The organism is Pleomorphomonas oryzae DSM 16300, from assembly GCF_000422965.1.
GTDB classification, from domain to species: Bacteria; Pseudomonadota; Alphaproteobacteria; order Rhizobiales; family Pleomorphomonadaceae; genus Pleomorphomonas; species Pleomorphomonas oryzae.
This window is the reverse complement of the sequence record NZ_AUHB01000004.1, coordinates 327,813-353,570: the sequence shown is the minus strand read 5'-3', so window position 1 is coordinate 353,570 and position 25,758 is coordinate 327,813. Positions and strand designations below refer to the sequence as shown.

The following is a 25,758-nucleotide window of genomic DNA, read 5'->3' as shown; positions in this document are numbered from 1 at the left end:
CTAGCTCCCGGTAAAGAAGCCAGGCCCGGCCAACGCGGCAAGGCGAGCGCCGAGACGATCGCCGACGCCCTCGGGATCGCGGCCGCTTTCCCGCCCCTCATGGGCCACGCGGCCGTCCGGCGTCAGAATCAGGCCGTGCAGATCCACCCCACCGTCCGTCGCCACGGCATAGCCGGCGATCGGCGTACGGCAGGAGCCGTCAAGGCGGGCGAGGTAGGCCCGCTCGCAAGCCAGCGCGATGGCGGTGGGCGCATGATGGATGGGGGCCAGGAGATCGGCGATCCGAGGGTCGTCGATCCGGGTTTCGATGCCGATCGCGCCTTGCCCGACCGCCGGGGGGAAGGATTCGAGGTCGAGAATTTCAGTCGCGACCTCAATCATGCCCAGACGCTTCAGGCCGGCGACGGCCAGCAGCGTTGCGTCGGCAACGCCTTCGCCCAGCTTGCGCAGCCGCGTCTGGACATTGCCGCGATAGGGCACGACGACGACATCAGGCCGGAGGCGGCGGACGATCGCCGCCCGTCTCAGCGAGGCGGTGCCGACCACGGCTCTCTCAGGCAGTTCGGCGAGCGAGCGATATTTCAGAGACACGAAGGCGTCGCGGGCGTCCTCGCGCTCCAGAAAATGATCAAGTACCAGGCCTTCCGGCAGCACCGTCGGCATGTCCTTGGAGGAATGGACTGCGAGGTCGAGTGCGCCGCTCAACAGACCGGCCTCGATTTCCTCGGTGAACAGGCCCTTGCCGCCCACCTCGGCGAGTGGCCGATCCTGGATGCGGTCGCCGGCGGTGGTGATCGGCACGATCTCGACCTCCGGCGCGCTGGCGCCCCAGGCGGCGATCAGGCGGTCGCGCACCTCGTGGGCCTGGGCAAGGGCGAGCGGGCTGCCGCGCGTGCCGAGACGGATGGGTTTTGGTTGCACCGGTTCGCTCCCCGTGTGATAGAGCCGTGAAACGAAGGCGTCGGCCGGCCGACGATCGAAACGGCGGCGAATCGTCCCTAACGTCTCGCCTCGCCATGGCAACACTTGGACCATGGAGCGTCGCGAGGCAACGTGTTCTTGGGTCTCGCCTTTCCGGATAGGCCGACCCCGGCAGAGATGGATTGACCAGGATGGGCGACCTCAGGGATCTCGTCGTTCTCGGCCTCGAAAGCTCCTGCGACGAGACTGCCGCCGCCGTCGTGCGGCGGCGCGCCGATGGATCGGGCGAAATTCTCTCCAACGTCGTCTTCTCGCAGATCGAGGAACATGCGGCTTTCGGCGGCGTGGTACCGGAGATTGCCGCCCGCGCCCACGTCGAGGTGATGGATGGTCTGGTAGCGGCGGCACTCAGCGAAGCCGGGCTCTCGCTCGCCGATATCGACGCGGTGGCCGCGACGGCTGGCCCCGGCCTGATCGGCGGCGTGCTGATCGGCCTGACGACGGCCAAAGCGCTGGCCTATGCGACGAGGAAGCCGCTCGTCGCCGTCAATCATCTCGAAGGGCATGCGCTCACCGCTCGCCTCACCCACGGCGTCGAATTCCCCTATCTGCTGCTTCTGGTCTCCGGTGGTCATAGCCAGATCCTGAGGGTCGATGGTGTCGGCCAATACAAACGCATCGGCACCACCATCGACGACGCGCTCGGCGAAGCCTTCGACAAGACGGCCAAGCTGTTGCAGCTCGGCTATCCCGGTGGCCCGGCCGTTGAGAAAATGGCAGCGGAAGGCAATCCGGGCCGCATCATGCTACCCCGGCCGCTGATCGGCCGCGATGAGCCGAATTTCTCCTTTTCCGGTCTCAAGACGGCGGTGCGCCACGAAGCTGAGGCGTTGGCGCCACTGTCGCGGCAGGACGTTGCCGACATTTGTGCGTCGTTCCAGGCGGCAGTTTCAGATGTGGTGGCCGATCGCGTCGGCCTTGCCGTGAGGCGTTTTGCCAGTACGCTCACCAACGGCCGTCCGCCGGTCCTGGTGGTGGCTGGTGGCGTCGCCGCCAACAAGGCCATTCGCAGTCGGCTCGACACGGTGATGAACGGTTTGCATGGCCACCTCGTCGTGCCGCCCGGCAACCTCTGCACCGATAACGGCGTCATGATTGCCTGGGCCGGCGCCGAGCGATTGGCGTTGGGACATACCGACGGTTTCGACGTGGCGGCGCGTCCCCGCTGGCCGCTCGATGACGTCGCGGTGCCGCTTGTCGGGCATGGTCGGTTGGGGGCCAAGGTATGAGCAACACCATCGGCATCTATGGCGCTGGCGCCTGGGGTTCAGCGCTGGCTCTGACGGCGGCGCGAGCTGGCGCCGAGGTGATTCTCTGTGGCCGCAGTGCCGAGGACTCGGATAGTCTGAATGCTACGCGGCGAAGCCCGCATCTTCAGAGCGCCGTCTTCCCGCCAATGGTGACGGCGCATGCCGACCCCAAGGCGCTTGCGGACGTCGATCTCTTGCTCCTTGCCGTTCCTGCCCAGGCCTGCCGGTCGGCGGCCACCGCGCTCTCCGGCGTTATCGGACCCGAGACGGTGATCGTTTCCTGTGCCAAAGGAATCGAACAGTCGACCGGCGTCCCGCCGTCCATAGCAATCGGCGCGGCGCTGCCGGGGCGACGGATTGCCGTGCTGTCGGGGCCAGGCTTTGCCGACGATGTGGCGCGTGGCTTGCCAACGGCGGTGACTATTGCCGCTCAGGATGCGACACTCGCTGACGCCATCGCTCGGCGGCTCGCCGGTCCCACCTTTCGGCCCTATGCCGCCACCGATGTCATGGGCGTCGAACTGGGCGGCGCGTTGAAGAATGTCCTGGCCATCGCTGCCGGTATCGTCGCCGGTCGGGCGCTCGGCGCTTCGGCGCAGGCGGCCGTCATTACGCGTGGTTTTGTCGAGATGCGGCGGCTCGCCGCCGCCTTTGGCGCCGAAGCAGAGACGCTGATGGGCCTCTCGGGTTTTGGCGACCTGATGCTGACCTGCTCTTCCGTCCAATCACGCAACTATTCTTTCGGTCTGGGCATCGGTCGCGGTGAACCGCCAGCAAGCTTCGGCAAGCTGGCCGAAGGGGCGGCCACCGTCGGTATTGCTGTTCAGAAGGCAGCGGAGTTCTGGGTCGAAGTCCCGATCATGACGGCGGTCGCCGAGGTGTTGGCTGGCCATCTTTCCGTCGACGATGCCGTCGATCGCCTGATGGCGCGTCCGCTTAAGCGGGAAAATGTCATCTGAAGTCGTCTGATCGTTGCATTTTGCAACGGCGACGGGGGCGCACTGCCCACCAAATCAACATGTAGTGGTTTTTGGCTGCATTTGACGCCTTATGTTGAAGCTGTCAAAATTACGGCCGGAAACCTTATCGCAACCATGATCGACGAAACTCCTCTGCGTCGGCATCAGGTCGCGCGTAGCCGGCCGGTCCGAATGGACACCGGGTCCGCCCTCGTAATGTTCTTGCGTCGAGGGCGGCCCGAGCCGTCATTCCCTTGATTAAGCTATCAATTCCTTGAGCGGCTTCGTCTCTATGTCGAGGCGGGATACGCGCTTTCTGGCTTCCAGAAGCTTCTTGGCGGTCACGAAAGCGGCTGGGAAATTGAGGGCATCGACGGCAATCATCACCCCGCCGGCGAAATACCAGACCGCATGGCTGCCGGGACGCGGGCCATCGTTGGCCAGCGTGTCGTCGTAACCGTGGTGCAGGCCGGCAATCTGCAGCTTGGCGTCATATTGATCGGACCAGAACCACGGCTGCGTTACGTAAGCGCCACCTTCGCCAATTAAGGCAGCGGCGGCGGCTTCACCTTGGTCGAAGGCGTTCTGCACCGATTCGAGGCGGATCAGGCGCTCTTCGTAAGGAAAGCGCGCGCAATCGCCGAGGGCGAGAATGTCTGGGTCGGAGGTACGGGCAAACTGATCGACGATAATGCCGTCGTCGACGGCAAGGCCCGCCGCTTCGGCGAGGCTGGCGTTCGGCGTGACACCGATACCCACGACGGCGAGATCGGCCGCGAGCGTGCGGCCGTCCATGAGTTCGACACCGGTGAGGCGGCCGTCGGTGCCGACAAGGCGAACGATGGCGGTGCCTTCGAGGATGTCGACGCCATGGCTCCGGTGGAGGTCGCGGACGAGATCGGCCGTTCCGGCGGCGGCGACGCGCTTCAGAATGCGATCGGCCAGTTCCACCACGGTGACTTCGAGACCGCGGGTTTTTGCCACGGCCGCCGTCTCAAGGCCGACGTAGCCGCCGCCGATCACCACAAGGCGGCGACCGGGCTGGAAATCGGCCATCAAGGCGTCAGCGTCAGCCTTGTCGCGCAGGGTGAAGACGCCCTGGAGATCCCCGCCGATGACCGCCGGCAAACGGCGCGGGGTTGCGCCGGTGGCCAGAACCAGGGTGGCGTAGGGTAGCTCTTCACCGGTATCGAGGCTGACAATCCGCCTCGCCCGGTCGATCGCAACGGCCCGGTGGCCGGTCAATACCGTCACCGCGTTGGCCTCGTACCAGGCGGCAGGCTTCAGGAGCAGACGGTCGAAGGTTGCCTCGCCGACGAGGTATTTCTTGGACAGCGGTGGCCGCTGGTAGGGCAGCACCGGTTCGTCGCCAACGATCGTCACCGGGCGGTCCGAACCGAGCGCGCGGAGCTTGCCCGCGAAGGCCGCGGCTGCCTGGCCGGCGCCAATGATGACAATGGGATCGCTCATTGTTTTCTCTCGCTTCGACGGAGCCTGCGCGTGGCTCTCCGAGCAAGCTATATCGAGATCGGGCAGTGGGCGGAAGCGGTCGCCGGTGGCCGCGCCTATCACGCCTTCCGTCTTTGGTCGCATCTTCAGGAAAGCTCTGCTCTTTCAAGCAGAACGGACTTGTCACTCGCTTTGAATCGTCACAACATACCAAATGGGTTTGCGACGGTCTCGCGGATCGTACCGCATCCCAAAAACAAGAAAATGGACCGCCTCCTAGCCATTGGGTGGGATGGCCGGAGGAAACGTGGGGCCGTGCGGCCGGGAGGGTCCGGCACCGGCTGATTGGAGTGATCTGATGTTCCGTCTTGACGAAAAGCTTGCTCGCATTCGGGCGGGCGCCTACACGCGCGCCGATTTCATCATCGCCGATGCCAAGGACCCCGACATGGGACCGTCAATTCCCGGCGCCGGCCCGCTCAGAGCCAAGGACGGAACGCTGGGCCGCTACCAGACACGCCCGGAGTTCCTGAAAAACGTTCAGGCTATCGTCGAGCAGGACGTCGTCGACATCATGCTGACGTCGGCCTCCAGCTTCGAGCTGCTGAACGAGCAGGGCGTCTACAAGAACTCCAAGGTGAAGCCGGCCATCCGCGCCAACGACACTACGGACATCTGGTTCGTGCGCGGCGGCGTCTATCCGAAGAAGCCGTCGCGGCCGTTCCGCAGCGCGTCGATTTCGCGAGTGACCACCGGCACCGTTGACCCGGCGCCCGGCGCGCCGCTGGTCGGCACCGACCTCGGCCTTTATTCGATGACCTTCAACAACGATCTCGATCACGACTATGCCTCGCTCGAGGCGTTTGCCGAGTTCCGATACGAGGCGTCGCTGAACGGCTTCAAATATTTCCTCGAAGTGTTCAATCCCAACGTCGACACCGGCATCGATGCCGAGCTCGTACCGCACTACATCAATGACTGCATCGCCCGCTGCCTCGCCGGCGTGACCAAGGCCGATCGTCCGGAATTCCTGAAGATCGCCTATAACGGTCCGAAGGCGATGGAAGAGCTGGCGTCCTACGATCCGACCGTCATCGTCGGCGTGCTCGGCGGTGGCGCGGGGACGACGCGCGACTGCTACGAGCTGATCTTCCAGTCCGAGAAATACGGCGCTCGCGTTGCCCTGTTCGGCCGCAAGATCAATCTCGCCGAGGATCCGCTCAGCATGGTCAAGCACATGCGCGCGGTGGCGAGCGGCGATCTGTCACCGGCCGAGGCGGTGAAGTCCTATCACGGCGAGTTGGCCAAGGCCGGCATCAAGCCGAGTCGCGAGCTCTCCGCCGATCTCGAAGTGACCGAGAAGCCGCTCAAGGCCGGGCTCGCCTGATCATGCCGGCACGCCGCGGCATCGTCACCGGGGGAACCTGGTGCGTCGACAACAACCGCGTGATCAGCTTCTGGCCGGAGGAGGACGGCATTGCCGAAATCCTCTCCCAGGAGTTGGCCGGCGGTGGCTCGGGCTGCAACCTTGCGGTCGACATCCGCCATCTCGATCCGGCCATGCCGGTCGAGACCATTGCCATCGTCGGCGATGACGAGGGCGGGCGCTTTTTGAGGAGCATTGCCGAGGAGGCGGGTATCGACCATCGGCAAATGCATGTCGATGGCTCGCTGCCGACGCAGTTCACCGATGCCTATGCCTCGGCGACAACGCACCGCCGCACCCACATTTTCTCCAAGGCGGTGGCGGCTGCGCTCACGCCGGATCACTTCGATCTCCAGGCAACGACGGGGCGTATCCTGCACCTGGGTCTGCCGGGCTTCCACAAGCAGCTCGACGGCATCTGGGCAAATGGCGACAACGGTTGGGTAACGGTGCTGAAGAAGGCACGGGCGCTCGGCCTCAAGACCAATATCGAACTGGCCAGTCTCGAGGCGCGCGTTCTCTCGGACACGGTGATGCCCTGCCTCGGCCATCTCGATTATGTGGTGGTCAATGATACGGAGATCGGCGCGCTCGCGGGTCTTCCGACCGTCTGTCACGGGGTGACCGACGCCAGTCTTTGCGAGGCGGCGGCCCGCAAGGTGCTGGAAGGCGGCGCCATGGAGCTGGTGGTAGTGCACTGGCCGAAACTCGCCATCGCGGTCACCCGCGAAGGCGTGGTGGCCAGGAAGACCTCCTGCGCCATTCCGTCCGATCTTGTGGTGGGTGCCAACGGGGCCGGCGATGCGTTCGCCGCCGGCATGATCTATGGCGTTCACGAGGGTTGGCCGCTCGAGAAGTCGCTGGCCCTCGCCCATGCTACGGCGGCTTGCTCGCTGCGCTCGGTCACCACCTCCGGCGCGGTGGTCGGCTGGCAGGAGACACTGCGGCTGGCAGACACATGGGGTTGGCGGACCTGAAACTTCCCCGGCAGATCACCCTGCCGGGATTTTCTTTGGCTACCAGACGGAAAAGGCGGCGCGTGCTGCGTTGAACGGCTTCAGCGCGGCGTAGAGTGCGCGGTATTCGTCATAGAGAAAATCCACTCGCTCACGACGCGACGGATCGGGCTCGAAGAGACGGTCGGTGACAATCAGCTGGTCCGCCGCCTCGGGGATGGATGAAAAACACCCTGCGCCGACGCCGGCGAGGATCGCCGCGCCGAGCACGCCGGCATCCAGTGTCTTGAGCCGGCGGATCGGCCGGCCCAGCATGTCGGCGCGGATCTGGCACCAGGGATCGGAGGCGGCGCCGCCACCGGCCATTGAAAAGCTCGTCGCTGGCCGGCCGGCCGAAGCCTCCAGCGCTTCCAGCAGCCAGCGTACCGACGACGCCACCCCCTCGAAAACGGCGCGTGTCAGGTCGGCTGGCCCCATCGATCCGTCGAGACCGACAAAGGCGCCACGGGCGGCAATGTCCCAGATCGGCGCGCGCTCGCCTTGAAGATGCGGCAGGAACAAAGGCGTCGGGCGGTGGGGATCGCTTTGAGCAACGAGAGCGGACAGCTCGGAGGGCGCGCGTCCTGTGAGGTTCGACAGCCAAGCGAGCGAAGCGCCGCCCGCCTGTGTCGGACCGGCGTGCATGGTAATGCCCTCGCAGGTCGGAAAGGCGACGACGCCGGCGGCGGGATGGCGTGTGCTCGATACCAGGCCGACGATCTCCGACGTGCCGGAGAGATACATGCAGTCACCGTCACGCAGAGCGCCAGTGCCGATGAGGCCGGCCCAGGCGTCCATGGCGCCGGTGACCATCGGCGTCCCGGCGAGTGGCAGCCCTGACCGGATGCGACCGGCCGATTGCGTGAAGCCCCGGAGCGGCGGCAGGCGTTCGGCGACACCAGGTACGAGGTCAAGGAGATGAGGCACGTAGGCGAGCGATTGGTCGATGAGACCGAAGGCGGTCATCGGGTCTGCCGTCACTTCGCCGGTGAGCTTCAAAATGCAATAGTCCTTGGGCGCCATCAGCCAGCGCGTCTGCGCCCAGAGATCGGGCTGGTGCCGCTTCAGCCAGAGGGCACGGGCGAGCGGATGGCTGGCGTCGATGGGCAGCGGCGCGCCCCACCATGCGATGCGCTCCTGGGTGGAAACCTTGGCGTCGAGCTCGGCCGCTTCGGTGCCGGCGCGGCCATCCTGCCAGGTGATCGCCCGTAGCAGGGGCTCGCCGTCTTCCCCGATGAAAACATGGGTGTTGACTTGGCTGGTCAGTCCGACGGCGGTAACCGCGCCCTGCTGCAGGCCGTCGGAGAGTTGGGCGAGCGCTGTCGCGACACGGCTCGTCCAATCATCCGGGTTCTGTTCTGCAAAGCCGGCTTGCGGCCGCGCCGTGGGATAGGGATCGGAAAAGGTCCGGAGCGCCGCGCCGCCTTCGTCGAACAGGGTGGCTTTGACCGAAGTGGTGCCGATGTCGATGCCGACGAGAAGAGGCGTCTTCATGGAGAGATCCGCAAGGCTGAGAGGCGTTGGCGAGATCATCACGCCGGTCCGTGTCTGTCCACCGCAGTTTGTCTCTTTCGCGCAAAAACGTTTGCTAGAAGAGGTGCTTGGCTTGGCCGAGATGTCTCCAAACGAACAATGAGTGGCCGTCTTCGTGTTGAATGGCGTCCCGCCGGCTGCTAACTGTTCGTTGGCTGGCGGGGATAAGGGGACGAGTGCCTCCTGCGACCGGCCTAAGAGAAAAATGGGGAACGCACCTATGACTGCTACGCTCCGCAAGCGGCTTCCGGCCGCCGCGCTGTTTCTTTCCGCCGTGTTCGCCGCCGGCACCGCCGCGGCCGCTGGCAAGATCGCCGTGATCACGCCTTATCTCGCCCAGCCGGGCACCCAGTTCTACGTCGAAGCCTTCCAGGCAGCCGCCAAGGACAAGGCTTGGGATGTCAATGTCATCGACACCAAGGGCGACGTGGCCGCCGTCATCTCTCGCCTCGAGGATGCCGCGACGCAGAAAGTCGATGCGGTGGTGATCAACGTCGACCCGGCGCAGGTCGAAGCGGGGCTTGCCGCGGTGAAGGACGCCGGTATCCCGGTGGTCGGCATGGATGCCGGCGCCAGCCCCTATCTCGTTACCAATGTTACCTCCAACGGCTATGCCATGGCGGCCGATACCGCCGCCTATGTCGCCAACCGGATCGGCGGCAAGGGCAACGTCGTGATGTTCGTGTTCGACGCCTTCCCACCGGTGCAGGTGCGCGGCGTGATTGCCAACGCGGTATTCGGCAACAACCCCGACATCAAGGTGCTCGACCGGGTGACACCTGATGTTTCGGATGGCGGTATCGCCGACAGCCGCGCCAAGATGGAGGCGATCCTCGCCGCCCATCCCGACAAGGGTTCGATCTCGGCCGTCTGGGCCGCCTGGGACCAGCCGGCGCTCGGCGCGTTGCAGGCCATCGAAGCGGCCGGCCGTCAGAACGAAGGTATCGTCATCACCGGCATCGACGCCAACCCGCAGGCGCGCGAGGCGATCGCCGCCGGCGGCAACTTCGAAGCATCAATGGCTCAGGACTTCCATGGCATCGGCAAGGCCGCTGCCGAGGCGGTGGCGCAGACACTGGCTGGCAAGCCGCCGAAATCGTCGGTCATCTACGTGCCGACCAAGCTGATCACTGCCGACAACGTCAAGGATTGACGGCTCTCTCATGACGGACGGGCGGCATGGCCGCCCCTCCCGACCCGGATTTTTCTCATGACGCTGCTTTCGATCCGCGATCTCGACAAGAGCTTCGCCGGCGCCCGGGCGCTCGGTGGCGCATCGCTGGAGGTGCGGGCCGGGGAGGTCCATGCCCTGATGGGTGAGAATGGCGCCGGCAAGTCGACGCTGATCAAGGTTCTGGCCGGCGTGGTCAAGCCGGACGCCGGCGTGATCGAGATCGACGACGCGCCCGTTACCATCACATCTCCGGCCGATGCCCTCCGCCTTGGGCTGCGCTTCATCCATCAGGAACTCTCGGTGGTGCCACACCTGTCGGTGGCCGAGAACATCTTTCTCGGCCGCGACTACCCGCGCCGCTGGGGGGTAATGATCGACTGGGACGGTCTCAACCGCGCGGCGGCGGCCGTGCTGGCCGGTCTCGGTGTCGATCATATCCACCCGGCCCGCAAAATGGCTCGCCTGTCTGTCGGCGACCAGATGCTGGTCAAGATCGCCACCGCGTTTCAGGATGCCAGCGTCGAGGGTGGCGTACCGGCCCGCCTTTACGTGATGGACGAGCCGACGGCGGCACTGTCGGCTGAGGAATCGCAACGCTTGTTCGCGGTGATCCGTCGGCTTCGCGCCGCAGGTGCCGGCATCATCTACGTTTCGCACCGCCTCGATGAGGTGATGGAGCTGGCCGATCGTCTCACCGTGCTGCGCGACGGTTTGACGGTGGTGACGCGCGACATTGCCGGCCTTCAGAAGCTTGAGGTGATCGAGCTGATGATCGGCCGCCGATTTGCCGAGGGATATCCGCCCCGCCTCAGCCCGGTGTCGGACGAGGTGGCACTCAGCGTTGCGCACTTGTCCACAGCTTATCTACAGGATGTCTCCTTCGAGATTCGCAAGGGCGAGATCCTCGGCCTGGCCGGTCTTGAGGGGGCCGGCCAGAGCGAGGTCATCCGGGCGATTGTTGGGGCCGATGGCGGTCATGACGGTGCCATCAGCCTTGCCGGACGGCCGGTGAAGATCGACGAGCCGGTATCTGCCTGGGCCAAGGGTCTTGCCTTTCTGCCGCGCGAGCGGCGCCAGGAGGGGCTGGTATCGTCGGCATCGATTGCCGGCAACGTGTCGCTGCCGCATCTCGACGATCTCGTTCGCTTCGGCCTGGTTCTCGATCGCGCGGCCGAGGCCGAACAGGCGGTGGAGCTGGGCCGGCAGGTAAAGCTGAAATCGAAAGGGCCGAAGCAGAAGGTGCGAGAGCTCTCCGGCGGCAATCAGCAGAAGGTGGTGTTCGCCCGGGTCATTGCCGGCAAGCCGGAGGTGCTGCTGCTCGACGAGCCGACACGCGGTGTCGACGTCGGTGCCCGCTATGACATTCATGCCCTGCTGCGCCAGCTGACGGCCGAGGGCAAAGCGGTGGTGCTGGCCTCCTCCGATCTGCCGGAACTCGTCTATATGGCCGACCGCGTCATCGTCTTCCGGGACGGCAAGGTGACGACCACCGTTTCCACCGAGGGCCTCGACCAGGCCGCGCTCGCCGCCCTGTGCTTCGGCACGCCGACCGTGCCCTCTGCCTGAAGGAAATTCCTGTGGCTTCCGCGCTCAAGACCTATGGCACGCTGATCGGCTTCGTCCTTGTGGTCGTCTTCTTCTGGATCGAAATCCCCGACACGTTCATGACGGCGAAGAACTGGCTGAACATCAGCCAGCAGGTATCGATGCTGGCGGTGGTCGCCTTCACGATGACCATCGTCATGGTGATGGGCGATTTCGATCTGTCCGTAGGCTCGATGGCCTCGCTGGCCGGCATTGTGGCGGCGCTCGCCTTCCACGACGGCTATGGCGTGGGAGCCGGTGTGGCGCTGGCGCTGGTCATCGGTCTGGCCGGTGGGCTCCTCAATGGCTTGCTGGTCGCCTATGTCGGTATCCTGCCCTTCGTGGCGACGCTCGGCACGCTGACGGTCTACAGCGGGCTCGCCTTCCTGGTTTCCGGCGGCAAGACCATCTTCGGGCGCGATATTCCCGTGGCCTTCTCGGGCTTTGCCCGGTCGGGCATTCCGTTCTCGGATACGGTAAGCGTGCCGAGCCTGACGATCGTCGCTGCGCTGGTGCTACTGGTTGTTTGGTTCGTGCTGGAGCAAACGACCTTTGGCCGCCGGCTCTACGCCATCGGCGGTAACAAGGAAGCGGCGCGCCTTGCCGGCATCCGCGTCAGGCGGTTGCGCTTCCTCGCCTTCGGCCTCAGCGGTCTCGGCGCGGCGGCGGCTGGCCTGATGTATGCGAGCCGGGTGGCGTCGGCCAACCCGACGCAAGGCTCGGGTCTGATGCTTGATGCCATCGCCGCCGTCTTCCTCGGCATGACCATGAGCGAGGAGGGCGAGCCACATGTTCTCGCCACGCTCATTGGCGTGCTGATCCTCGGCGTACTCGGCAACGGCCTCACCCAGATGAGCATCGACAGTTATGTGCGCGAGGTGCTGATCGGCTCGATCATCGTGCTCGCCGTTGCCACCTCGTCAATCGGCAAGGCGAGGGGTTGAAGTGGCAACGCCGCCGGCCAAGGCCGACGGCGTTCGATAGACGACGGATTGCCGTCCTTCAGAGCCGAATGCCCTCGGCCATCAGCCCATGAACCAGACTGCCGGAGGTCGGCAGCAAAGGGATCAGGCAAGCTTGCACCGAGTGATAGATATCGGGTCGGCCGTAGAAGGGATTGGTCGCCGGCCGGTTTTCGGCGTCGAGCTGCGGGATGAAGGCGCCGGTCGTCCGGTCGATCAGGTGGTCCGTGGTGAAGTCCCAAATGCGGCGATACCACGCCTCGTAGAACGGATCACCGGTGATCGACGCCAGGAAATGAGCCGCGCCGATGCCTTCGCAGCAGGGCCACCAGAAGCGGTCGGGCACCGAGGGTTTGCCGTCCCAACCGACGGTGTAATAGAAGCCGCCACGCTCGCTGTCCCAGCCTTCGCTGACGGCGAGGCGAAACAGGTTCTGCGCCGCCTCCGGCAGCCAGCCGAGCTTGCGACCGCCGAGTTCCCACAATTGAAGCAGCAGGCGTGCCCATTCCAGCCAGTGGCCGGGCGTCGAGCCGTAGGGCTTGAACATCGGGTTGCCGACATAGTCGAGCGTCACGTTCCACTTGCCATCGAAATGCTCGGGTAGCCGCCAGCTGTTGCGCGAAGCGAAGCGGTCGATGATCAACTCGGCGATGCTCTCGGCTTTTCTGAGGTATTCCGTGTCGTGAGTCACCTCGAAAGCCGCCATCAGCGACTCGGTGAGATGCATGTTGGAATTCTGGCCGCGATAGTCGCCGATCGGCTGCCAGTCGGCGGTGAACTCTTCGGCGACGGCACCAGGATCGTGCTCCCAGAAGCGGGAGACCAGGATCTCGGTGACGTCGGCGATCAGTCGGTCGGCATCGGGATGACCGGCCGCCTTCGCCGTCGCGCCGGCGAGGAGCACGTGAGCGTGGCCATAGGCCTGCTTGGTGGGATCGGTCAGCGTGCCGTAGCCGACACCCCAGTGATAGCCGCCATTCGCCGCGTCGCGGTGATCGTTCCAGAGGAAATCCATGCCCTGATCGATGACGGCATCGGCACCCGGCCGGCCCATCAGCGAGGCGATGCCGAAGGCGTGCACCATGCGGGTGGTGATGTGCAGATTGCGCGATGGCTGCAGGCCGCCGTCGGCACCCGGCGCCATCGGCTTCCCGGCTTCGTCGAGTTCGAAATAGCCGCCTAGGGGATTGCGGCAACCGGCTTCGAAAAAGGAAAACAGGGCGTCGGCGCGGCCGAGCAGCCACAAACGGTGGGGCGCACGCTCAACCCAACGGCTGCGCGCAGCGGATTTCAAGTCCTTGAGCATGTCCTCTCCTCCCGAACGTCGATGCGTCGGCTGCTTCTTTTTTAGCACCGCCCGCCGTCGGGACAACTTCAGGAGATCACAGAGCCCCGCCTTTCGTTTGGAATGGTTGATTACGGGGCGGGCCGCAGTTCCAGCAGAAGGGCGGTCTCCGGTCTTTGCATCGGCAACGGCAGGCCGGCGCTTGCCAGTGACGCGGCGCTGAAGGTCAGCTCGCCGGACAAGAGTTTCATCTGGCCATCGCTCATCCGGATGAAGCCGGTGGGGCAGTCACCGTGGGCGGCAGCGATGCGCCACATTTGCTCCGGTGCGCCCGGCAAACGCAGGACCAGCGGCTCCGGCTGCTCGGCGATCATCGTCGGCCCCTGCGCCACGAAGACGGCGGCGTGGTCGGAGGTCATCGCCCCCCAGACATAGCGGCCGTCACGCGGGTCCAGATTGAAGTTGGCGCCCGGTGCATACAGCAGCGGCCTCAGGCGCTTGTGAAGGGCGATGTAGCCGGCGAGCTCCGTACGCTCTGCTGCGGTCATGTCGAGCGGGTTAAGTTCGACGCCGAGGTGGTAGGCCATCGCCACCAGCGCCCGGAAGGTCAGAGACAGCGTCCGGCCGCTCTGGTGGCTGGGGTTGGCCGAGACGTGGGCGCCCATGATTTCCGGCGGCAGGAACAGGCTGGCGCCGCGCTGGATCTCCAGCCTGTCGAGCGCGTCGGTGCAGTCCGATGTCCAGACACGCTGGGTGTTGGCAAGCGCGCCGTAGTCGGTGCGGCCGCCGCCCGACGCACAGCTCTCGATTTCGACATGCGGGAAGGCCGCGCGGACGCGGGCCATCAGCGCATGTGTGGCGCGGGTTTGAGCGGTGGTTACCGCCCGGCCGTCGGCGCCACCGACATGCGTCAGATCGCGATTCATGTCCCACTTGATGTAGGAGATGGCGAGCGTGGACAGCACGGCCGCTATCTTGTCGAACAGATAGTCGGCAACTTCGGATCGCGTCAGGTCGAGCACCTGTTGATGGCGCGATCGCAGGAACGGGCGTCCCTCCACCTTGAGAGCCCAATCTGGATGGGCGCGATAGAGATCGGACTCCTCATTGACCATTTCCGGCTCGAACCAGATGCCGAATTGCATGCCGAGCGAAGTGACGTGGTCGACCAGCGGCTTCAGGCCGTCCGGATACTTGCGACGATCGACGATCCAGTCACCGAGCGAGGTGGTGTCATCGTCGCGGCGGCCGAACCAGCCGTCGTCGAGAACGAAGCGCTCGATGCCCAGGGCGGCGGCGGCATCGGCCTGCGCCTTGAGGGAGTCGAGGCGGTGGTCGAAGTAATTGCCTTCCCATGTGTTCAGCGTCACCGGACGTGGGGGCATTTTTCCGTCAGGCCAGGAGAGAACTTCCGAACGCACGAAGGCTTGCAGCGCCGCCGCGTCCTCGGCGGCATAGACGACGGGACTCTGATAGCTGTCGCTGCGGGACAGGCGGATTTCCCCCGGTTCGAACAGCGCACCGAGATGGACGAGGCGGCGGCCGTCGTCGAGCGTGTCGACGGCGACGAGATGGTTGCCACTCCAGCCGAGGTGGAAGGCGAAGCGGGCCGCGCCGACGGCGACGCCGAGGTAGGGTTGGCGATCATGACTGGTGCGGCCACGCCGGCTTTCCTGCAAGGTGATTCCGGGGGCGAAGGGATGGCGGCGAATCTGGAATTCCCGTCCCCACATACCGGTGAAGCGGGTGGCAGTGGCGTCACCCGCCGGCAGTAGGAAGCTGCCGGCCATGCAACGATCAAGGGTGTAGACCCCGTCCTTCACGGAACTCAGGCGGGTCGAGAGGCCGAACACACCGGCTTCGCTTGTCAGGATCGAAATCTCGATGTCGATGCCGGCAACGGCGTCGCTTGCCGTGAGCACCGTGATCTTGCCGTCACGACGGACGGCCCAACCGGAGAAATCGAGAAGGAAATCGCGGCCATCGCGGTGGCCGGAAATGGCCGGCCAGCCGAAGGCGCCAAGACCGGTCACCGGTAGTAACACGGCTGACGGGACGTCGACGTCCATACCGTTGATACGGCTCGAGCGTGGTACGTCCGGCCAGAAGGCCGGGGCCGCCGCGCCACGACCGAAAGCAAGGATTTCCGGCATGCCGCGGTCGGGAAGGCCGAGAACGAGCGAAAGCGGACCGGCGGAAAGGCTGAGGGTGGACGGCATGGGCGAATCCCGGATCGTTGGTTCAGAGGAGGACGATTGAGCGGCACAAGATTCCCCGCGCCATCACCATCGCCATCGCTCTGCCGGTATAGTTCGTCCCCAGTCCAGCGTTCCAGGGGCATTTTCAGGAAATCAGCTATTTGAGCCGAGATTCCCTGCCGTCAGCATGAAATTACTTGTTGAATTGCAATTCGCGTCCCTGGATCAATGCCCCTGCGTCAGCGCCTCGGTCAGGGTGCCGATATTGTGCCTGATCATGTCGACGTAAGTCGGCGCCGGGCCATCCGCTGCGGAGAGCGCGTCGGTATAGAGTTCGCCACCCACCACGGCGTGGGTCTCGGCGGCGATCTGATCGATCATCCGGCGATCCTTGATGTTTTCGACGAAGATCGCCGGAATGGCATCGTCTCGGATCTGGCGGATGATGCGGGCGACGTCGGCGGCCGATGCCTCGGATTCGGTGCTGACGCCCTCAGGCGCCAGGAGCGTCAGGCCGTAGGCGGTGCCGAAATAGCCGAAAGCATCGTGGCTGGTAATGATCTTGCGCCGGTCGGCCGGCAGCGCTCTCACCGCGGTGCGCGCCTCGGCGTCGAGCGCTTCCAGCTCGGCAATATAGGCGGCGGCGTTGGCGTCGTAGACTGATTTGCCCGCGGAGTCGGCCGCGTCGAGGCCGGCAGCGATGTTCTTCGCGTAAATGACGGCATTGGCGACGTCCTGCCAGGCGTGCGGATCGATGCCCTGATGGTCCGCGGAACCGCCCGCCTCGGTGTGATCGTGGCCGGCTTCTTCGGCCATCTTTCGAGGAGCGACACCGGTAGAAGCCACGATCACCGGTCCCTTGTAGCCGGAGGCTTCGGCGAGACGGTCCATCCAGCCCTCAAAGCCGAGGCCGTTGATGACCAAGAGCTTGGCACCGGCAACCGCTCTCACGTCGTCGGGCGTCGGTTCGTAAACGTGGGCATCGCCATCGGCGCCGACCAGAGTGGTGACGGTGATGCGGTCGCCGCCGACGCGGCTCACCATGTCGCCCAGGATGGAAAAGGAGGCGATCACTGGCAATCGGTCGGCGGCCATGGCCGGCCCAGCCGCGAGCATGGCAAGAAGGGAGGCGAGGCAGAGACGGTTCATCGGACTCTCTACGTTATGTTATAACATAACTATGGTTGGACCGGACGGGAGACGCTGTCAAGTCTCGCCGGGCTGGAGAAGCGCCTCTCAGCTCTTGGCGATGGTGAATCGCAGGACGGAGCCGTCCTTTTCCTCGCCGACCAGCCGATGTCCTTTTTGCCGGCAGAAATGAGGGATATCGATCGCCGCCATCGGATCGGTGGCCTCGACGATCAGAACACCGCCCGGCGCGAGTGCGTGCAGCGCCTTGCCCGTCTTCAAGACGGGCAGCGGACAGTTGAGCCCCTTGAGGTCGAGACGCAAAGGTTCGGTCATGTCAGGGAAGGGCGGAGCGGCAGAGATCGACGAAGGCGCGGACATTGTCCGATCCGGCCGACAGTGCCACGCCGAAGGCGATGACGGCCAAAGGCAAGGCGAGCGAAGCCAGGTAATCGGAGAGACGCGTCCCCTTGCCGGCACCCTTGCGAGTATCGCGTTGGTCGGTCATCGGCTCAGCTCCCGGCGATCAGCGTCTTGAGCTTTTCAAGTGCTTTGTCCTGGTCTTCCATGTAGGCGATGGTCCCGTGGAAACGGCCATCAGCGCCGAACATGAAGCTCGATGCGGTATGGTCCATGCCATAGTCCCCGTCGGTGCCGGGTACCTTGCGAGCGTAGATGCGGAAAGCCTTGATGGCGGCATCGATCTGCTCGCGGCTGCCGGAAAGGCCGAGCACGATATCGCCGAAGGATGATAGGTAGTCCTTCAGCACGGCCGGTGTGTCGCGCTCGGGATCGACGGTCACGAACAGCAGGTCGACCTTGGCGGCGTCCGGGCCAAGCTGCTGCTTCAAGGCCGCGTATTCACCGAGCGTGGTGGGGCAGACATCCGGGCAATGGGTGTAGCCGAAGAAGATGACATGCGGCCGCCCGGCGAAGGTCTTCTCTGTTACAGCGCGGCCATTCATGTCGACGAGGCTGAACGGGCCGCCGATGTCGCTCGCAGCGATGCTGGCCTTTTCCATGAAAGGCAGCCGGCCGCCGAACACCAGCCAGCCGGTGGCACCGAACAACACCGCCACAAGCAGCCAGACGACGATGCGCACAGCCTTCATGTCTTCCCCCAAGCGGATACGACCAGCAAACACCGGTAGGCATGATCCTAGTGTATTTACCGATCAACGCCTACTGGTTGGTCCCATGACCGACCACCCGATTTATCGCTCGTCAGATCAACGCATCGCGACGAGCGAAAATGCCGCGCCAGCTCATGATGCCGACAAACAGCATCGACAGCGTGTCCCAGCCGGCAAACGACAGGCCAAACAGGCTGACCGGCGCTTCCGAGCAGGAGACGAGGCGGGTGCCTTTTACTGCTGCCATCAGGTCGGCAGCGCTGTTGACCACGGTCGGTGCACCGCCGCAATCGGACGGACCTTCCCAAAGCTTCCATTCGGCGCCGGTATGATAACCCGCCAGCACCGAACCGCAGAGGAAAATAGCGCCGCCAACGAAGTAGAGGAGGCGGGCAAAGCGCGGCATACGCTTTGACAGGAGGAGGCCGATCAGAAGGATCGGCAGGCCGGCGTAATAGAAGAGGCGCTCTTCAAGGCAGAGTTTGCAGGGCAGATAGCCGCCGATGATTTGGAAGCCCCAGGCAGCAATAATGGCACAAAGACCGGCCAGAAAAGCGAGGCCGGGAGCACGAATGGCGGCGGGAGCGGACATGGAACACCTGATCGTCAAATGCGGCTGGTCCGGCCTAACACCTTGGAACGAGCCGTGCAATCGACGATTGGGTTGCTGAGTGTCGGCCGTCGGAGGGGAAAGCGCCCCCGGCCGCGCCATAAAGGCGCAACGCCTGCAAAAACGAATTCCGGGGGGCTGGGGGGCTGGATTGAGCCGGAACCCGTCCGCAGCGTCATTGCCGGGGGACGAAGGCATCCTGCTGGCCTCCCTTGGCGCCGCCAAGGCGGGAATGGGGCCAAACTGTGAAGATGATCAGAGCTTCGTGATAGCCTCGATCGGCGGGCTCAGAAGTCGGCAGCGATGCCTTTCACTTCCCAGTCGCCATAGCGGGCTGGCTCGAGGCCGCCTCGACCGCCAATTTCCTTCGGGCGGATCTCGGCCGCTGCGCGGCGGCGCTCCTCGGCTTCGGCCAATGCGCGACGGGCAGCGGATGACAGCACTTTTTCAGGCGCTGAGCGGGGTTTTTCCGGGGTGTCGGTCATGAACCTATCCTTGATGGCAGGCAGGCGGCGTACCATCTTCTTCATCTGAAATCCGGTTCAGAATAACAGCCGGAGACCGGAAGCACAGATGAATTTCTTCAAGACCTCCCTCCTGCTCGCCGCGATGACGGCGATCTTCATGACCGCCGGTTATCTGATTGGCGGTCAAGGCGGCATGCTGATCGCGCTGGTGGTCGCCGCCGGCATGAACCTGTTTTCCTACTGGAATGCCGACAAGATGGTGCTGGCGATGCACCGCGCCCGTCGCGTCGACCGGGTGAGCGCGCCGGAATACTATGACATCGTCGCGCGCTTGGCCGCCAACGCCGGTCTGCCCATGCCGGCGGTCTATATCGTCGACAATCCACAGCCCAACGCCTTTGCCACCGGCCGCGATCCTGAGCATGCCGCCGTCGCGGCCACCACCGGCCTGCTGCAGATGCTCGACCGTGACGAGATCGCCGGCGTCATGGCGCATGAGCTGTCCCATGTTCAGAACCGCGATACGCTGACCATGACGGTGACGGCAACGATTGCCGGCGCTATTTCCATGCTGGCCAATTTTGGCCTGTTCTTCGGCTCGATGGGCCGTAGCAGCGAGAACCGCAGTCCGCTCGGCGGCATCGGCATCCTTCTCGCGGCGATCGTGGCGCCGCTCGCCGCCATGCTGGTGCAGATGGCCATTTCCAGAACGCGCGAATACGCTGCCGACCGGCGCGGTGCCGAGATTTCCGGCAATCCGCTGGCGCTTGCCTCGGCTCTCGACAAGATCGCCGGCGCCGCCAAACGCGTGCCGAACATGACAGCGGAGCAAAATCCTGCTACGGCGCATCTGTTCATCATCAATCCGCTGTCTGGCGCCAGGATGGACAACCTGTTTTCGACCCACCCGGACACCGGCAACCGCATCCGCGCCTTGATGGCGATGGCGGATGACGGCGGCTTCGGGCGGCGCAGCCCCGAACCTGTTGCGGATGGCCCCTGGGCCAGGCCGAGCGGTTCCCGGAGTGGCCCGTGGGGTAACGGAGGCGGGTCTGCCGGACGGCCTTCGAACCGTGGACCGTGGGGATGACCGCAGACAACAGTGGCCGCAAGGGCGGCGGGAAAGCCGGCAATACATTCAGGCCGGCACGCCCCCATGATGGCCCGAAGGGCGCCTTCCAAGGCGGGCGTCCACCTCAGGCCGGTCGCCGTCCGCCACGGCCGCAGGGCATGGAGGCGCGCGCCGTCGCCGTGGATCTGGTCGACGGTGTCCAGAAGGGCCGCCTTCTCGACGCGCTGCTCGACAAGGGCGCCGCAGCCGAGCGCTATCAGCGCCTCGATCCGCGCGATCGGGGTCTTGCCCGTGCCATCGTCGGCTATGCCTTGCGCCGTCACGGTCAGATCGATGACGCCGTCGCCCGTTTTCTGACGCGACCGCTGCCGGATGACGCCGGTTCGCTCAAGGCGGTGATTGCCGTTTCGGCTGCCCAGATCCTATTCATGGATGTTGCCGACCACGCCGCCGTGGCGCTCGGCGTCGAGCTCGCCGGTGCCGACAAGGCGGCGCAGCCGTTCAAGGGGGTGGTCAACGCGGTGTTGCGCCGGGTCTCCGAGAACAAGGCGACCATCCTGGCCGAGCAGGATGCGATCACCCTCAACACGCCCGTTTGGCTGATGGAGCGCTGGACCGCCAACTACGGTGCGGATACCGCGCGCGATATCGCCGCCATGAACGCGTTCGAGCCGACGCTCGACCTTTCCGTAAAGTCTGATCCCGACGGATGGGCCGCCCGGCTCGGTGGCGTCAAGCTTCCTAACGGCTCGGTGCGCCTTCCCGTCATTGGCGCCGTGGAGAAGATCGAAGGTTACGAAGAGGGCGGCTGGTGGGTGCAGGATGCTGCCGCCACCTTGCCGGTCCACCTCTTGGGCGATGTCAAAGGCAAGAAGGTCGTTGATCTTTGCGCGGCGCCCGGCGGCAAGACCGCGCAGCTCGCCGCGCTTGGCGCCGACGTGACCGCCGTCGATGTATCCTATCATCGCCTGCAGCGTCTTGAGCGCAACCTCTACCGGCTTGGTCTCAAGGCCAACCTGGTCAAGGCCGACGCCACCGAATGGCTCGGCGGCACCTTCGATATGGTGCTGCTCGACGCGCCCTGCACGGCCACCGGCACGCTCCGCCGCCATCCCGATGGCGCCGTGGGCAAGAAGCTCGCCGATGTCGCCACGCTTGCCGCTCTGCAGCGCCGTTTGATCGATCAGGCGATCCGCATGCTCAGACCGGGTGGTCTTCTGGTCTTTTCCACCTGCTCGCTGGAACCCGAGGAAGGTCCCGATCAGATTCGTCGCCTCCGGTTGATCGAAGCGCCGCTCGACGTGGTGCCGGTAACGGCGGACGAGGTGTTCGGCATGGAAGAGATTGTCACGCCCGACGGCTTTGTCCGCACCCTGCCGTCGCACCTCAAGCTGGAAGATCCCCGGCTTTCCGGTCTGGACGGCTTCTTCGCCGCTCGTCTCCGACGTCAGTGACGGAGGGCAGCCGGCCCCGTCATCGAAAAATTTGATCGGTTCCGCATACCACTTGGTAACCAAGCCAGGCGTCTCATGCCGTGATGAGCGCCTCCGGTCCCTCCGGAGGGCGAGTGATTCTTGCTCCAGCACCGAAAGGGGGCCTGACGATGCGCGCACAAGTCGCCGGCACGGCCCGGCTGGTGCTGTTCGCCAGCGAACTGGCCCTGCGCCGCTTTGTGACGGCGCTGGAACGCGGCCCCTTCTCGCGCTGGCGGTGGCCGGGCTCGACGCCTGAACGGCTGGTCATCGCGCCCCAGGATATCCGCACCACCGATCCGACTGTTGCCGCCGACATCTACGCCGGTCTCTTCGCCTTTGCCGGCAAGATGGTGGAGACCGGTGGTCGCTCACCGTTTGACATGCCCTCGCCATCTCAGGAATGGACGCGGGCGCTGCATGGCTTCTCCTGGCTGCGACATCTGAGAGCGGCGGAGAACGCGCTCGTCCGCCAGAATGCGCGGGCTCTGGTCGCCGACTGGATCGCCCAGGAAGCACACGCGCCGCCTGAAGCCTATGAAACCGAGAACATGGCCCGGCGGGTGATCGCCTGGATCACCCAGTCGCCCCTCATCCTGAGGGATGCCGATCGTGCTTTCTATCGCCGTTTCCTGCGGTCATTGGTCAGGCAGGTGCGCCGGTTGCGCGGTCGCCAGAGCGATGCCGTCGATGGTTATCCGCGGCTGCTCGCCGCCGTGGCCGTCGGAGTATTCGCGCTCTCCGCCGATAATCAGGGTCGGCTTGCCCGTCAGGCCGGCTTGCGGTTGGAGCAGGAACTCCGCCGACAGATTCTGCCCGACGGTGGACATATCAGCCGCGATCCCTCGGTCATCGCCGATCTCCTGACCGACCTGCTGCCGCTGCGCCAGGCCTATTCCAACCGTGGCGTCAATCCGCCGCAGGCGCTGCTCGTCGCCATCGACCGGATGATGCCGATGCTGCGCTTCTTCCGCCATTCGGACGGCAGTCTGCCGCATTTCAACGGCATGAGCGTCAGCCACGCCGGTCAGCTTGCGACGCTCAACGCTTATGACGACACCCATGGCCGTCCGGTCGAAAACGCCAGCCATTCCGGCTACCAGAGGCTGGAGGCCAACGGTACGGTGATCCTGATGGATGCCGGCGGCATTCCGCCCGTTGGCGTCAGTCAGAAGGCCCACGCAGGCTGCCTGTCGTTCGAGATGTCGAGTGGCTCCAATCGTTTCATCGTCAACTGCGGCGCCGCCGACGATCCGCGCTGGCATTCGGCGGCCCGCTCGACACCGGCTCATTCGACGCTGTCTCTGGAGGACATCTCGTCGGGCGTGTTCCTCGACACGCCGCGCCTTGTGCGCCGGCTTGGACCGGTCATGATCGACGGCCCGCGCAACGTGCCGGTGGCTCGTGAGGACCGCGACGATGTCATCGCCTTGGCGGCAAGCCACGACGGCTATGTTGGCCGGTTCGGCGCCATCCACGAGCGGCGGCTCGTGTTGCGCATCGACGGCGGCGAAATCGTCGGCTCCGACAGGCTGACCTTTACCGGCCGCAAGCCGCGCCACGATCGCTTTGCCATCCGCTTCCACCTGCATCCGCTGATCCGGGCGAACCGCACTGCCGGCGGCGACGTGCTGCTCGTCGCGCCCGATGGCGAGGCCTGGACTTTTACATGCGGCCTGATCGCGCCGGAACTCGAGGACAGCGTGTTCCTGTCCGACACGCTCGGCCGGCGCAAGAGCCTGCAGATCGTGCTGCCGGGACGGGCGCGCGTGACGCCGGAAGTCGCCTGGGCGCTCACCCGCACCGCCGAAGGACAACGCGGTCGTCCGCGCGGCCGTGACCCTCGGTCCGGTCCGGACCTGTTCGCCGGCACCTGATAACGATTTTCGCGAAGAAAGCGGCGATAGCCGTCCCAAATCGATTGGGCGCGGGTTCCGCGCGGCGGCCTTTCGTGCTATCGCGCGGCCATCCCCACTTCCGGAGAAATCCCCATGGCTGGCCATCCCGATCGCGTCGCTCCCAAGCGCGCGCTGCTTTCCGTTTCCGACAAGACGGGCCTCATCGAGTTCGCTCGCGCCCTCGCGGACCGCGGCGTCGAACTGCTGACCACCGGCGGGTCGAAGAAGCTTTTGAGCGAGGCCGGCATTCCCGTCACCGAAGTGGCCGATTTCACCGGTTTCCCGGAGATCATGGACGGCCGCGTCAAGACGCTGCATCCCAAGGTGCACGGCGGCCTTCTCGCCGTTCGCGACGACGCCGGTCATGCCAAGGCGATGGCCGACCACGGCATCCTCCCCATCGATATCCTGGTGGTCAATCTCTACCCCTTCGAGGAGACGATCGCTCGCGGCGCCGGCTATGACGAGACCATCGAAAATATCGATATCGGCGGTCCGGCGATGATCCGCGCCGCCTCGAAGAACCATGCCTATGTTACGGTTCTGGTGGAACCGGCCGATTATGACAGCGTCATTGCTGAAATGGATCAGGGGGGCGTTACCTTCGACACGCGCCGCCGCCTTGCCGCCAAGGCCTATGCCCGTACCGGTGCCTATGACGCGGCGATCTCTGGCTGGTTTGCCAGCGTGCTCGGCGGCAAGACCGGCGATTTCGTCGCCATAGGCGGCAAGCTGGCCGAGGACATGCGCTACGGCGAGAACCCGCACCAGTGGGCGCGGTTCTACCGTTCGACGGAGATCCGGCCGGGCGTGTCGACGGCGACGCAGCTTCAGGGCAAGGTGCTCTCCTATAACAACATCAACGACACCGACGCCGCTTTCGAGCTGGTGGCCGAGTTCGACCGGGCGGTGCCGGCCGTCGCCATCATCAAGCACGCCAACCCCTGCGGCGTCGCCACCGGCGCGACGCTGCTCGAGGCCTATACCAAGGCGCACCGCTGCGATCCGGTATCGGCCTACGGCGGCATCGTGGCGCTGAACGGCACGCTCGATGCCGACACGGCCAAGAAGATCGTCGAAATCTTCACCGAAGTGATCATCGCGCCGTCGGCCACCGATGAGGCGATCGCCATCGTGGGCGCCAAGAAGAACCTGCGTCTTCTGGTCACCGGCGGTCTGCCCGACCCGAAGGCGCCGGGCATCACCGCCAAGACGGTGGCCGGTGGTCTGCTCGTCCAGTCGCGCGACAACGGCGTCGTCACGGCCGCCGACCTCAAGGTGGTGACCAAACGTGTGCCGACCGATGCCGAGCTTGCCGATCTGCTGCTCGCCTTCAAGGTCTGCAAGCACGTGAAGTCCAATGCCATCGTCTACGTGAAGGATGGCGCCACCGCCGGCATTGGTGCCGGCCAGATGAACCGCGTCGATTCGTCCCGCATCGCGGCCATTCGGGCTGGCGAAGCGGCGGAAACGGCCGGGTTACCGGAGTCGCTGGCCAAGGGATCGGTGGTCGCATCCGATGCTTTCTTCCCCTTCGCTGATGGTCTTGAATCGGCGATTGCCGCCGGCGCCACCGCGGCCATCCAGCCGGGTGGCTCCATCCACGACGCCGAGGTGATCGCGGCCGCTGACAAGGCTGGCATTGCCATGGTGTTCACCGGCATGCGCCACTTCCGGCACTAGAATGAAACGCTTCTCGAAGAATAAGGGATCGATCTAGTCCCTTGTTATTAAGCTGTGTTTTGCGGAGGGCCGAAGCCAAACTTTCCGCGGAACGCCTTGGGGGGCAGCGGCAATCCGCTCCTCCGACAGGAAGTCGACAGGTTTCTCGATCCAAGGTTGGCGGGCCGGCGCGATCAACGCGCCGGCCCGTTTTTCGAGGAACCGTTTATGAAGACCTCCCTGATTGCCGTCGCATTCGCCGTCGTGCTGACCCCTGTCGCCGCCTTTGCCGATGACGAAAACGCCAAGTGCACCGATGCTGCCAAGGATACCTGGCTGAGCATCGATGCCGTCAAGGCCAAGGCTGAGGCCGCCGGCTACACCAAGATCAAAAAGGTGAAGGTGGAAGGAACCTGCTACGAGGTCTACGCCTTCGACAAGAATGGCAAGAAGGCCGAAGTGCTGTTCAACCCGTCCACCGGCGAGAAGGCCGGCGACGAGACGGGCCAGAACTGACACC

The 25,758-nt window shown here is 65.0% G+C and carries 23 protein-coding genes; 12 read left to right on the top strand and 11 right to left on the bottom strand.

The genetic code is table 11. The annotated features are described in order from the left end of the window. On the bottom strand, nucleotides 1–921 hold the full coding sequence (gene hemC / locus G522_RS0109295) for a hydroxymethylbilane synthase (RefSeq protein ID WP_026790805.1): 921 nt from the start codon (nucleotides 919–921) through the stop codon (nucleotides 1–3). Nucleotides 922–1,112: 191 nt separating this feature from the next. Between hemC and tsaD the strand changes: the two genes are divergently transcribed. Continuing rightward, complete coding sequence (gene tsaD, locus G522_RS0109290; RefSeq protein WP_036838632.1) at nucleotides 1,113–2,210, top strand: tRNA (adenosine(37)-N6)-threonylcarbamoyltransferase complex transferase subunit TsaD; 1,098 nt, start codon at nucleotides 1,113–1,115, stop codon at nucleotides 2,208–2,210. Then, nucleotides 2,207–3,190 carry an NAD(P)H-dependent glycerol-3-phosphate dehydrogenase gene (locus G522_RS0109285; protein ID WP_026790803.1) on the top strand — a complete coding sequence of 328 codons (984 nt, stop codon included), beginning with the start codon at nucleotides 2,207–2,209 and terminating at the stop codon, nucleotides 3,188–3,190. The genes tsaD and G522_RS0109285 overlap by 4 nt, the downstream gene beginning before the upstream one ends. Nucleotides 3,191–3,448: 258 nt before the next feature. On the opposite strand, the gene G522_RS26255 is transcribed toward G522_RS0109285, so the two are convergent. Next, nucleotides 3,449–4,660: an NAD(P)/FAD-dependent oxidoreductase gene (locus G522_RS26255; protein WP_036838629.1), complete on the bottom strand. Its 1,212-nt coding sequence runs from the start codon at nucleotides 4,658–4,660 to the stop codon at nucleotides 3,449–3,451. A 337-nt stretch (nucleotides 4,661–4,997) separates the two neighbouring features. Between G522_RS26255 and G522_RS0109275 the strand changes: the two genes are divergently transcribed. Continuing rightward, nucleotides 4,998–6,026 (top strand): hypothetical protein, encoded by a 1,029-nt coding sequence (locus G522_RS0109275; protein WP_026790802.1) that lies wholly within the window; start codon nucleotides 4,998–5,000, stop codon nucleotides 6,024–6,026. Between the two features lie 2 nt (nucleotides 6,027–6,028). Further along, nucleotides 6,029–7,042, top strand: a complete 1,014-nt coding sequence (locus tag G522_RS0109270; RefSeq protein ID WP_036838627.1) for a carbohydrate kinase family protein — start codon at nucleotides 6,029–6,031, stop codon at nucleotides 7,040–7,042. A 39-nt stretch (nucleotides 7,043–7,081) separates the two neighbouring features. On the opposite strand, the gene G522_RS0109265 is transcribed toward G522_RS0109270, so the two are convergent. Continuing rightward, nucleotides 7,082–8,554 carry a xylulokinase gene (locus G522_RS0109265; protein ID WP_026790800.1) on the bottom strand — a complete coding sequence of 491 codons (1,473 nt, stop codon included), beginning with the start codon at nucleotides 8,552–8,554 and terminating at the stop codon, nucleotides 7,082–7,084. A gap of 259 nt (nucleotides 8,555–8,813) precedes the next feature. Between G522_RS0109265 and G522_RS0109260 the strand changes: the two genes are divergently transcribed. From G522_RS0109260 to G522_RS0109250, 3 genes are read left to right on the top strand one after another with little or no spacing between them, the layout of a single operon-like run. After that, nucleotides 8,814–9,746 carry a substrate-binding domain-containing protein gene (locus tag G522_RS0109260; RefSeq protein WP_051228475.1) on the top strand — a complete coding sequence of 311 codons (933 nt, stop codon included), beginning with the start codon at nucleotides 8,814–8,816 and terminating at the stop codon, nucleotides 9,744–9,746. 57 nt (nucleotides 9,747–9,803) lie between these two features. Next, nucleotides 9,804–11,333 carry a sugar ABC transporter ATP-binding protein gene (locus tag G522_RS0109255; protein ID WP_026790798.1) on the top strand — a complete coding sequence of 510 codons (1,530 nt, stop codon included), beginning with the start codon at nucleotides 9,804–9,806 and terminating at the stop codon, nucleotides 11,331–11,333. A gap of 11 nt (nucleotides 11,334–11,344) precedes the next feature. Then, entirely contained in the window at nucleotides 11,345–12,295 is a 951-nt protein-coding gene (locus tag G522_RS0109250) for an ABC transporter permease (RefSeq protein WP_026790797.1), read from the top strand. Nucleotides 12,296–12,353: 58 nt separating this feature from the next. Here G522_RS0109250 and G522_RS0109245 read toward each other — a convergent pair whose 3' ends face one another. The 8 genes from G522_RS0109245 to G522_RS0109210 form a co-directional block, all read right to left on the bottom strand. Then, nucleotides 12,354–13,619 carry an AGE family epimerase/isomerase gene (locus G522_RS0109245; protein WP_026790796.1) on the bottom strand — a complete coding sequence of 422 codons (1,266 nt, stop codon included), beginning with the start codon at nucleotides 13,617–13,619 and terminating at the stop codon, nucleotides 12,354–12,356. 110 nt (nucleotides 13,620–13,729) lie between these two features. Next, the gene (locus G522_RS0109240) at nucleotides 13,730–15,817 is read right to left on the bottom strand and encodes an alpha-galactosidase (RefSeq protein WP_026790795.1); all 2,088 of its coding nucleotides are present in this window, start codon (nucleotides 15,815–15,817) and stop codon (nucleotides 13,730–13,732) included. Nucleotides 15,818–16,021: 204 nt separating this feature from the next. Continuing rightward, nucleotides 16,022–16,945 (bottom strand): metal ABC transporter substrate-binding protein, encoded by a 924-nt coding sequence (locus tag G522_RS0109235; RefSeq protein ID WP_026790794.1) that lies wholly within the window; start codon nucleotides 16,943–16,945, stop codon nucleotides 16,022–16,024. 87 nt (nucleotides 16,946–17,032) lie between these two features. Next, nucleotides 17,033–17,260 carry a sulfurtransferase TusA family protein gene (locus G522_RS0109230; RefSeq protein ID WP_026790793.1) on the bottom strand — a complete coding sequence of 76 codons (228 nt, stop codon included), beginning with the start codon at nucleotides 17,258–17,260 and terminating at the stop codon, nucleotides 17,033–17,035. Between the two features lies 1 nt (nucleotide 17,261). Further along, nucleotides 17,262–17,432 carry a hypothetical protein gene (locus G522_RS30010; RefSeq protein WP_156886886.1) on the bottom strand — a complete coding sequence of 57 codons (171 nt, stop codon included), beginning with the start codon at nucleotides 17,430–17,432 and terminating at the stop codon, nucleotides 17,262–17,264. Nucleotides 17,433–17,436: 4 nt separating this feature from the next. Beyond that, nucleotides 17,437–18,036: an SCO family protein gene (locus tag G522_RS0109220; protein ID WP_026790792.1), complete on the bottom strand. Its 600-nt coding sequence runs from the start codon at nucleotides 18,034–18,036 to the stop codon at nucleotides 17,437–17,439. Between the two features lie 112 nt (nucleotides 18,037–18,148). Then, nucleotides 18,149–18,649, bottom strand: coding sequence for a disulfide bond formation protein B (locus tag G522_RS0109215; protein WP_026790791.1), 501 nt, complete (start codon nucleotides 18,647–18,649; stop codon nucleotides 18,149–18,151). 305 nt (nucleotides 18,650–18,954) lie between these two features. Next, nucleotides 18,955–19,152 carry a DUF1674 domain-containing protein gene (locus G522_RS0109210; protein ID WP_026790790.1) on the bottom strand — a complete coding sequence of 66 codons (198 nt, stop codon included), beginning with the start codon at nucleotides 19,150–19,152 and terminating at the stop codon, nucleotides 18,955–18,957. Nucleotides 19,153–19,240: 88 nt separating this feature from the next. Here G522_RS0109210 and htpX point away from each other — a divergent pair, with 88 nt between their 5' ends. From htpX to G522_RS0109185, 5 genes are all read left to right on the top strand, one after another. Then, the gene (gene htpX / locus G522_RS26250) at nucleotides 19,241–20,224 is read left to right on the top strand and encodes a zinc metalloprotease HtpX (RefSeq protein ID WP_036838625.1); all 984 of its coding nucleotides are present in this window, start codon (nucleotides 19,241–19,243) and stop codon (nucleotides 20,222–20,224) included. 140 nt (nucleotides 20,225–20,364) lie between these two features. Then, a complete protein-coding gene (locus G522_RS0109200) occupies nucleotides 20,365–21,660 on the top strand; it encodes an RsmB/NOP family class I SAM-dependent RNA methyltransferase (RefSeq protein WP_036838749.1) in 1,296 nt (431 codons plus the stop codon). A 149-nt stretch (nucleotides 21,661–21,809) separates the two neighbouring features. Next, the gene (locus G522_RS26245; RefSeq protein ID WP_051228474.1) at nucleotides 21,810–23,555 is read left to right on the top strand and encodes a heparinase II/III family protein; all 1,746 of its coding nucleotides are present in this window, start codon (nucleotides 21,810–21,812) and stop codon (nucleotides 23,553–23,555) included. A 114-nt stretch (nucleotides 23,556–23,669) separates the two neighbouring features. Continuing rightward, entirely contained in the window at nucleotides 23,670–25,259 is a 1,590-nt protein-coding gene (gene purH / locus G522_RS0109190; protein WP_026790788.1) for a bifunctional phosphoribosylaminoimidazolecarboxamide formyltransferase/IMP cyclohydrolase, read from the top strand. Between the two features lie 207 nt (nucleotides 25,260–25,466). Next, entirely contained in the window at nucleotides 25,467–25,754 is a 288-nt protein-coding gene (locus tag G522_RS0109185) for a PepSY domain-containing protein (RefSeq protein ID WP_036838743.1), read from the top strand. Nucleotides 25,755–25,758 lie beyond the last annotated feature (4 nt).

What these genes read in the sequence shown, in the direction of transcription:
- G522_RS0109245 (WP_026790796.1), bottom strand. Translation starts at nt 13,619, where the DNA reads ATGCTCAAGGACTTGAAATCCGCTGCGCGCAGCCGTTGGGTTGAGCGT.
- G522_RS0109270 (WP_036838627.1), top strand. Translation starts at nt 6,029, where the DNA reads ATGCCGGCACGCCGCGGCATCGTCACCGGGGGAACCTGGTGCGTCGAC.
- G522_RS0109265 (WP_026790800.1), bottom strand. Translation starts at nt 8,554, where the DNA reads ATGAAGACGCCTCTTCTCGTCGGCATCGACATCGGCACCACTTCGGTC.
- G522_RS0109285 (WP_026790803.1), top strand. Translation starts at nt 2,207, where the DNA reads ATGAGCAACACCATCGGCATCTATGGCGCTGGCGCCTGGGGTTCAGCG.
- G522_RS0109210 (WP_026790790.1), bottom strand. Translation starts at nt 19,152, where the DNA reads ATGACCGACACCCCGGAAAAACCCCGCTCAGCGCCTGAAAAAGTGCTG.
- G522_RS26245 (WP_051228474.1), top strand. Translation starts at nt 21,810, where the DNA reads ATGCGCGCACAAGTCGCCGGCACGGCCCGGCTGGTGCTGTTCGCCAGC.
- G522_RS26255 (WP_036838629.1), bottom strand. Translation starts at nt 4,660, where the DNA reads ATGAGCGATCCCATTGTCATCATTGGCGCCGGCCAGGCAGCCGCGGCC.
- G522_RS0109200 (WP_036838749.1), top strand. Translation starts at nt 20,365, where the DNA reads ATGGAGGCGCGCGCCGTCGCCGTGGATCTGGTCGACGGTGTCCAGAAG.
- G522_RS0109255 (WP_026790798.1), top strand. Translation starts at nt 9,804, where the DNA reads ATGACGCTGCTTTCGATCCGCGATCTCGACAAGAGCTTCGCCGGCGCC.
- G522_RS0109240 (WP_026790795.1), bottom strand. Translation starts at nt 15,817, where the DNA reads ATGCCGTCCACCCTCAGCCTTTCCGCCGGTCCGCTTTCGCTCGTTCTC.
- G522_RS0109230 (WP_026790793.1), bottom strand. Translation starts at nt 17,260, where the DNA reads ATGACCGAACCTTTGCGTCTCGACCTCAAGGGGCTCAACTGTCCGCTG.
- G522_RS0109185 (WP_036838743.1), top strand. Translation starts at nt 25,467, where the DNA reads ATGAAGACCTCCCTGATTGCCGTCGCATTCGCCGTCGTGCTGACCCCT.
- purH (WP_026790788.1), top strand. Translation starts at nt 23,670, where the DNA reads ATGGCTGGCCATCCCGATCGCGTCGCTCCCAAGCGCGCGCTGCTTTCC.
- tsaD (WP_036838632.1), top strand. Translation starts at nt 1,113, where the DNA reads ATGGGCGACCTCAGGGATCTCGTCGTTCTCGGCCTCGAAAGCTCCTGC.
- htpX (WP_036838625.1), top strand. Translation starts at nt 19,241, where the DNA reads ATGAATTTCTTCAAGACCTCCCTCCTGCTCGCCGCGATGACGGCGATC.
- G522_RS0109220 (WP_026790792.1), bottom strand. Translation starts at nt 18,036, where the DNA reads ATGAAGGCTGTGCGCATCGTCGTCTGGCTGCTTGTGGCGGTGTTGTTC.
- G522_RS0109235 (WP_026790794.1), bottom strand. Translation starts at nt 16,945, where the DNA reads ATGAACCGTCTCTGCCTCGCCTCCCTTCTTGCCATGCTCGCGGCTGGG.
- G522_RS30010 (WP_156886886.1), bottom strand. Translation starts at nt 17,432, where the DNA reads ATGACCGACCAACGCGATACTCGCAAGGGTGCCGGCAAGGGGACGCGT.
- G522_RS0109215 (WP_026790791.1), bottom strand. Translation starts at nt 18,649, where the DNA reads ATGTCCGCTCCCGCCGCCATTCGTGCTCCCGGCCTCGCTTTTCTGGCC.
- G522_RS0109275 (WP_026790802.1), top strand. Translation starts at nt 4,998, where the DNA reads ATGTTCCGTCTTGACGAAAAGCTTGCTCGCATTCGGGCGGGCGCCTAC.
- G522_RS0109260 (WP_051228475.1), top strand. Translation starts at nt 8,814, where the DNA reads ATGACTGCTACGCTCCGCAAGCGGCTTCCGGCCGCCGCGCTGTTTCTT.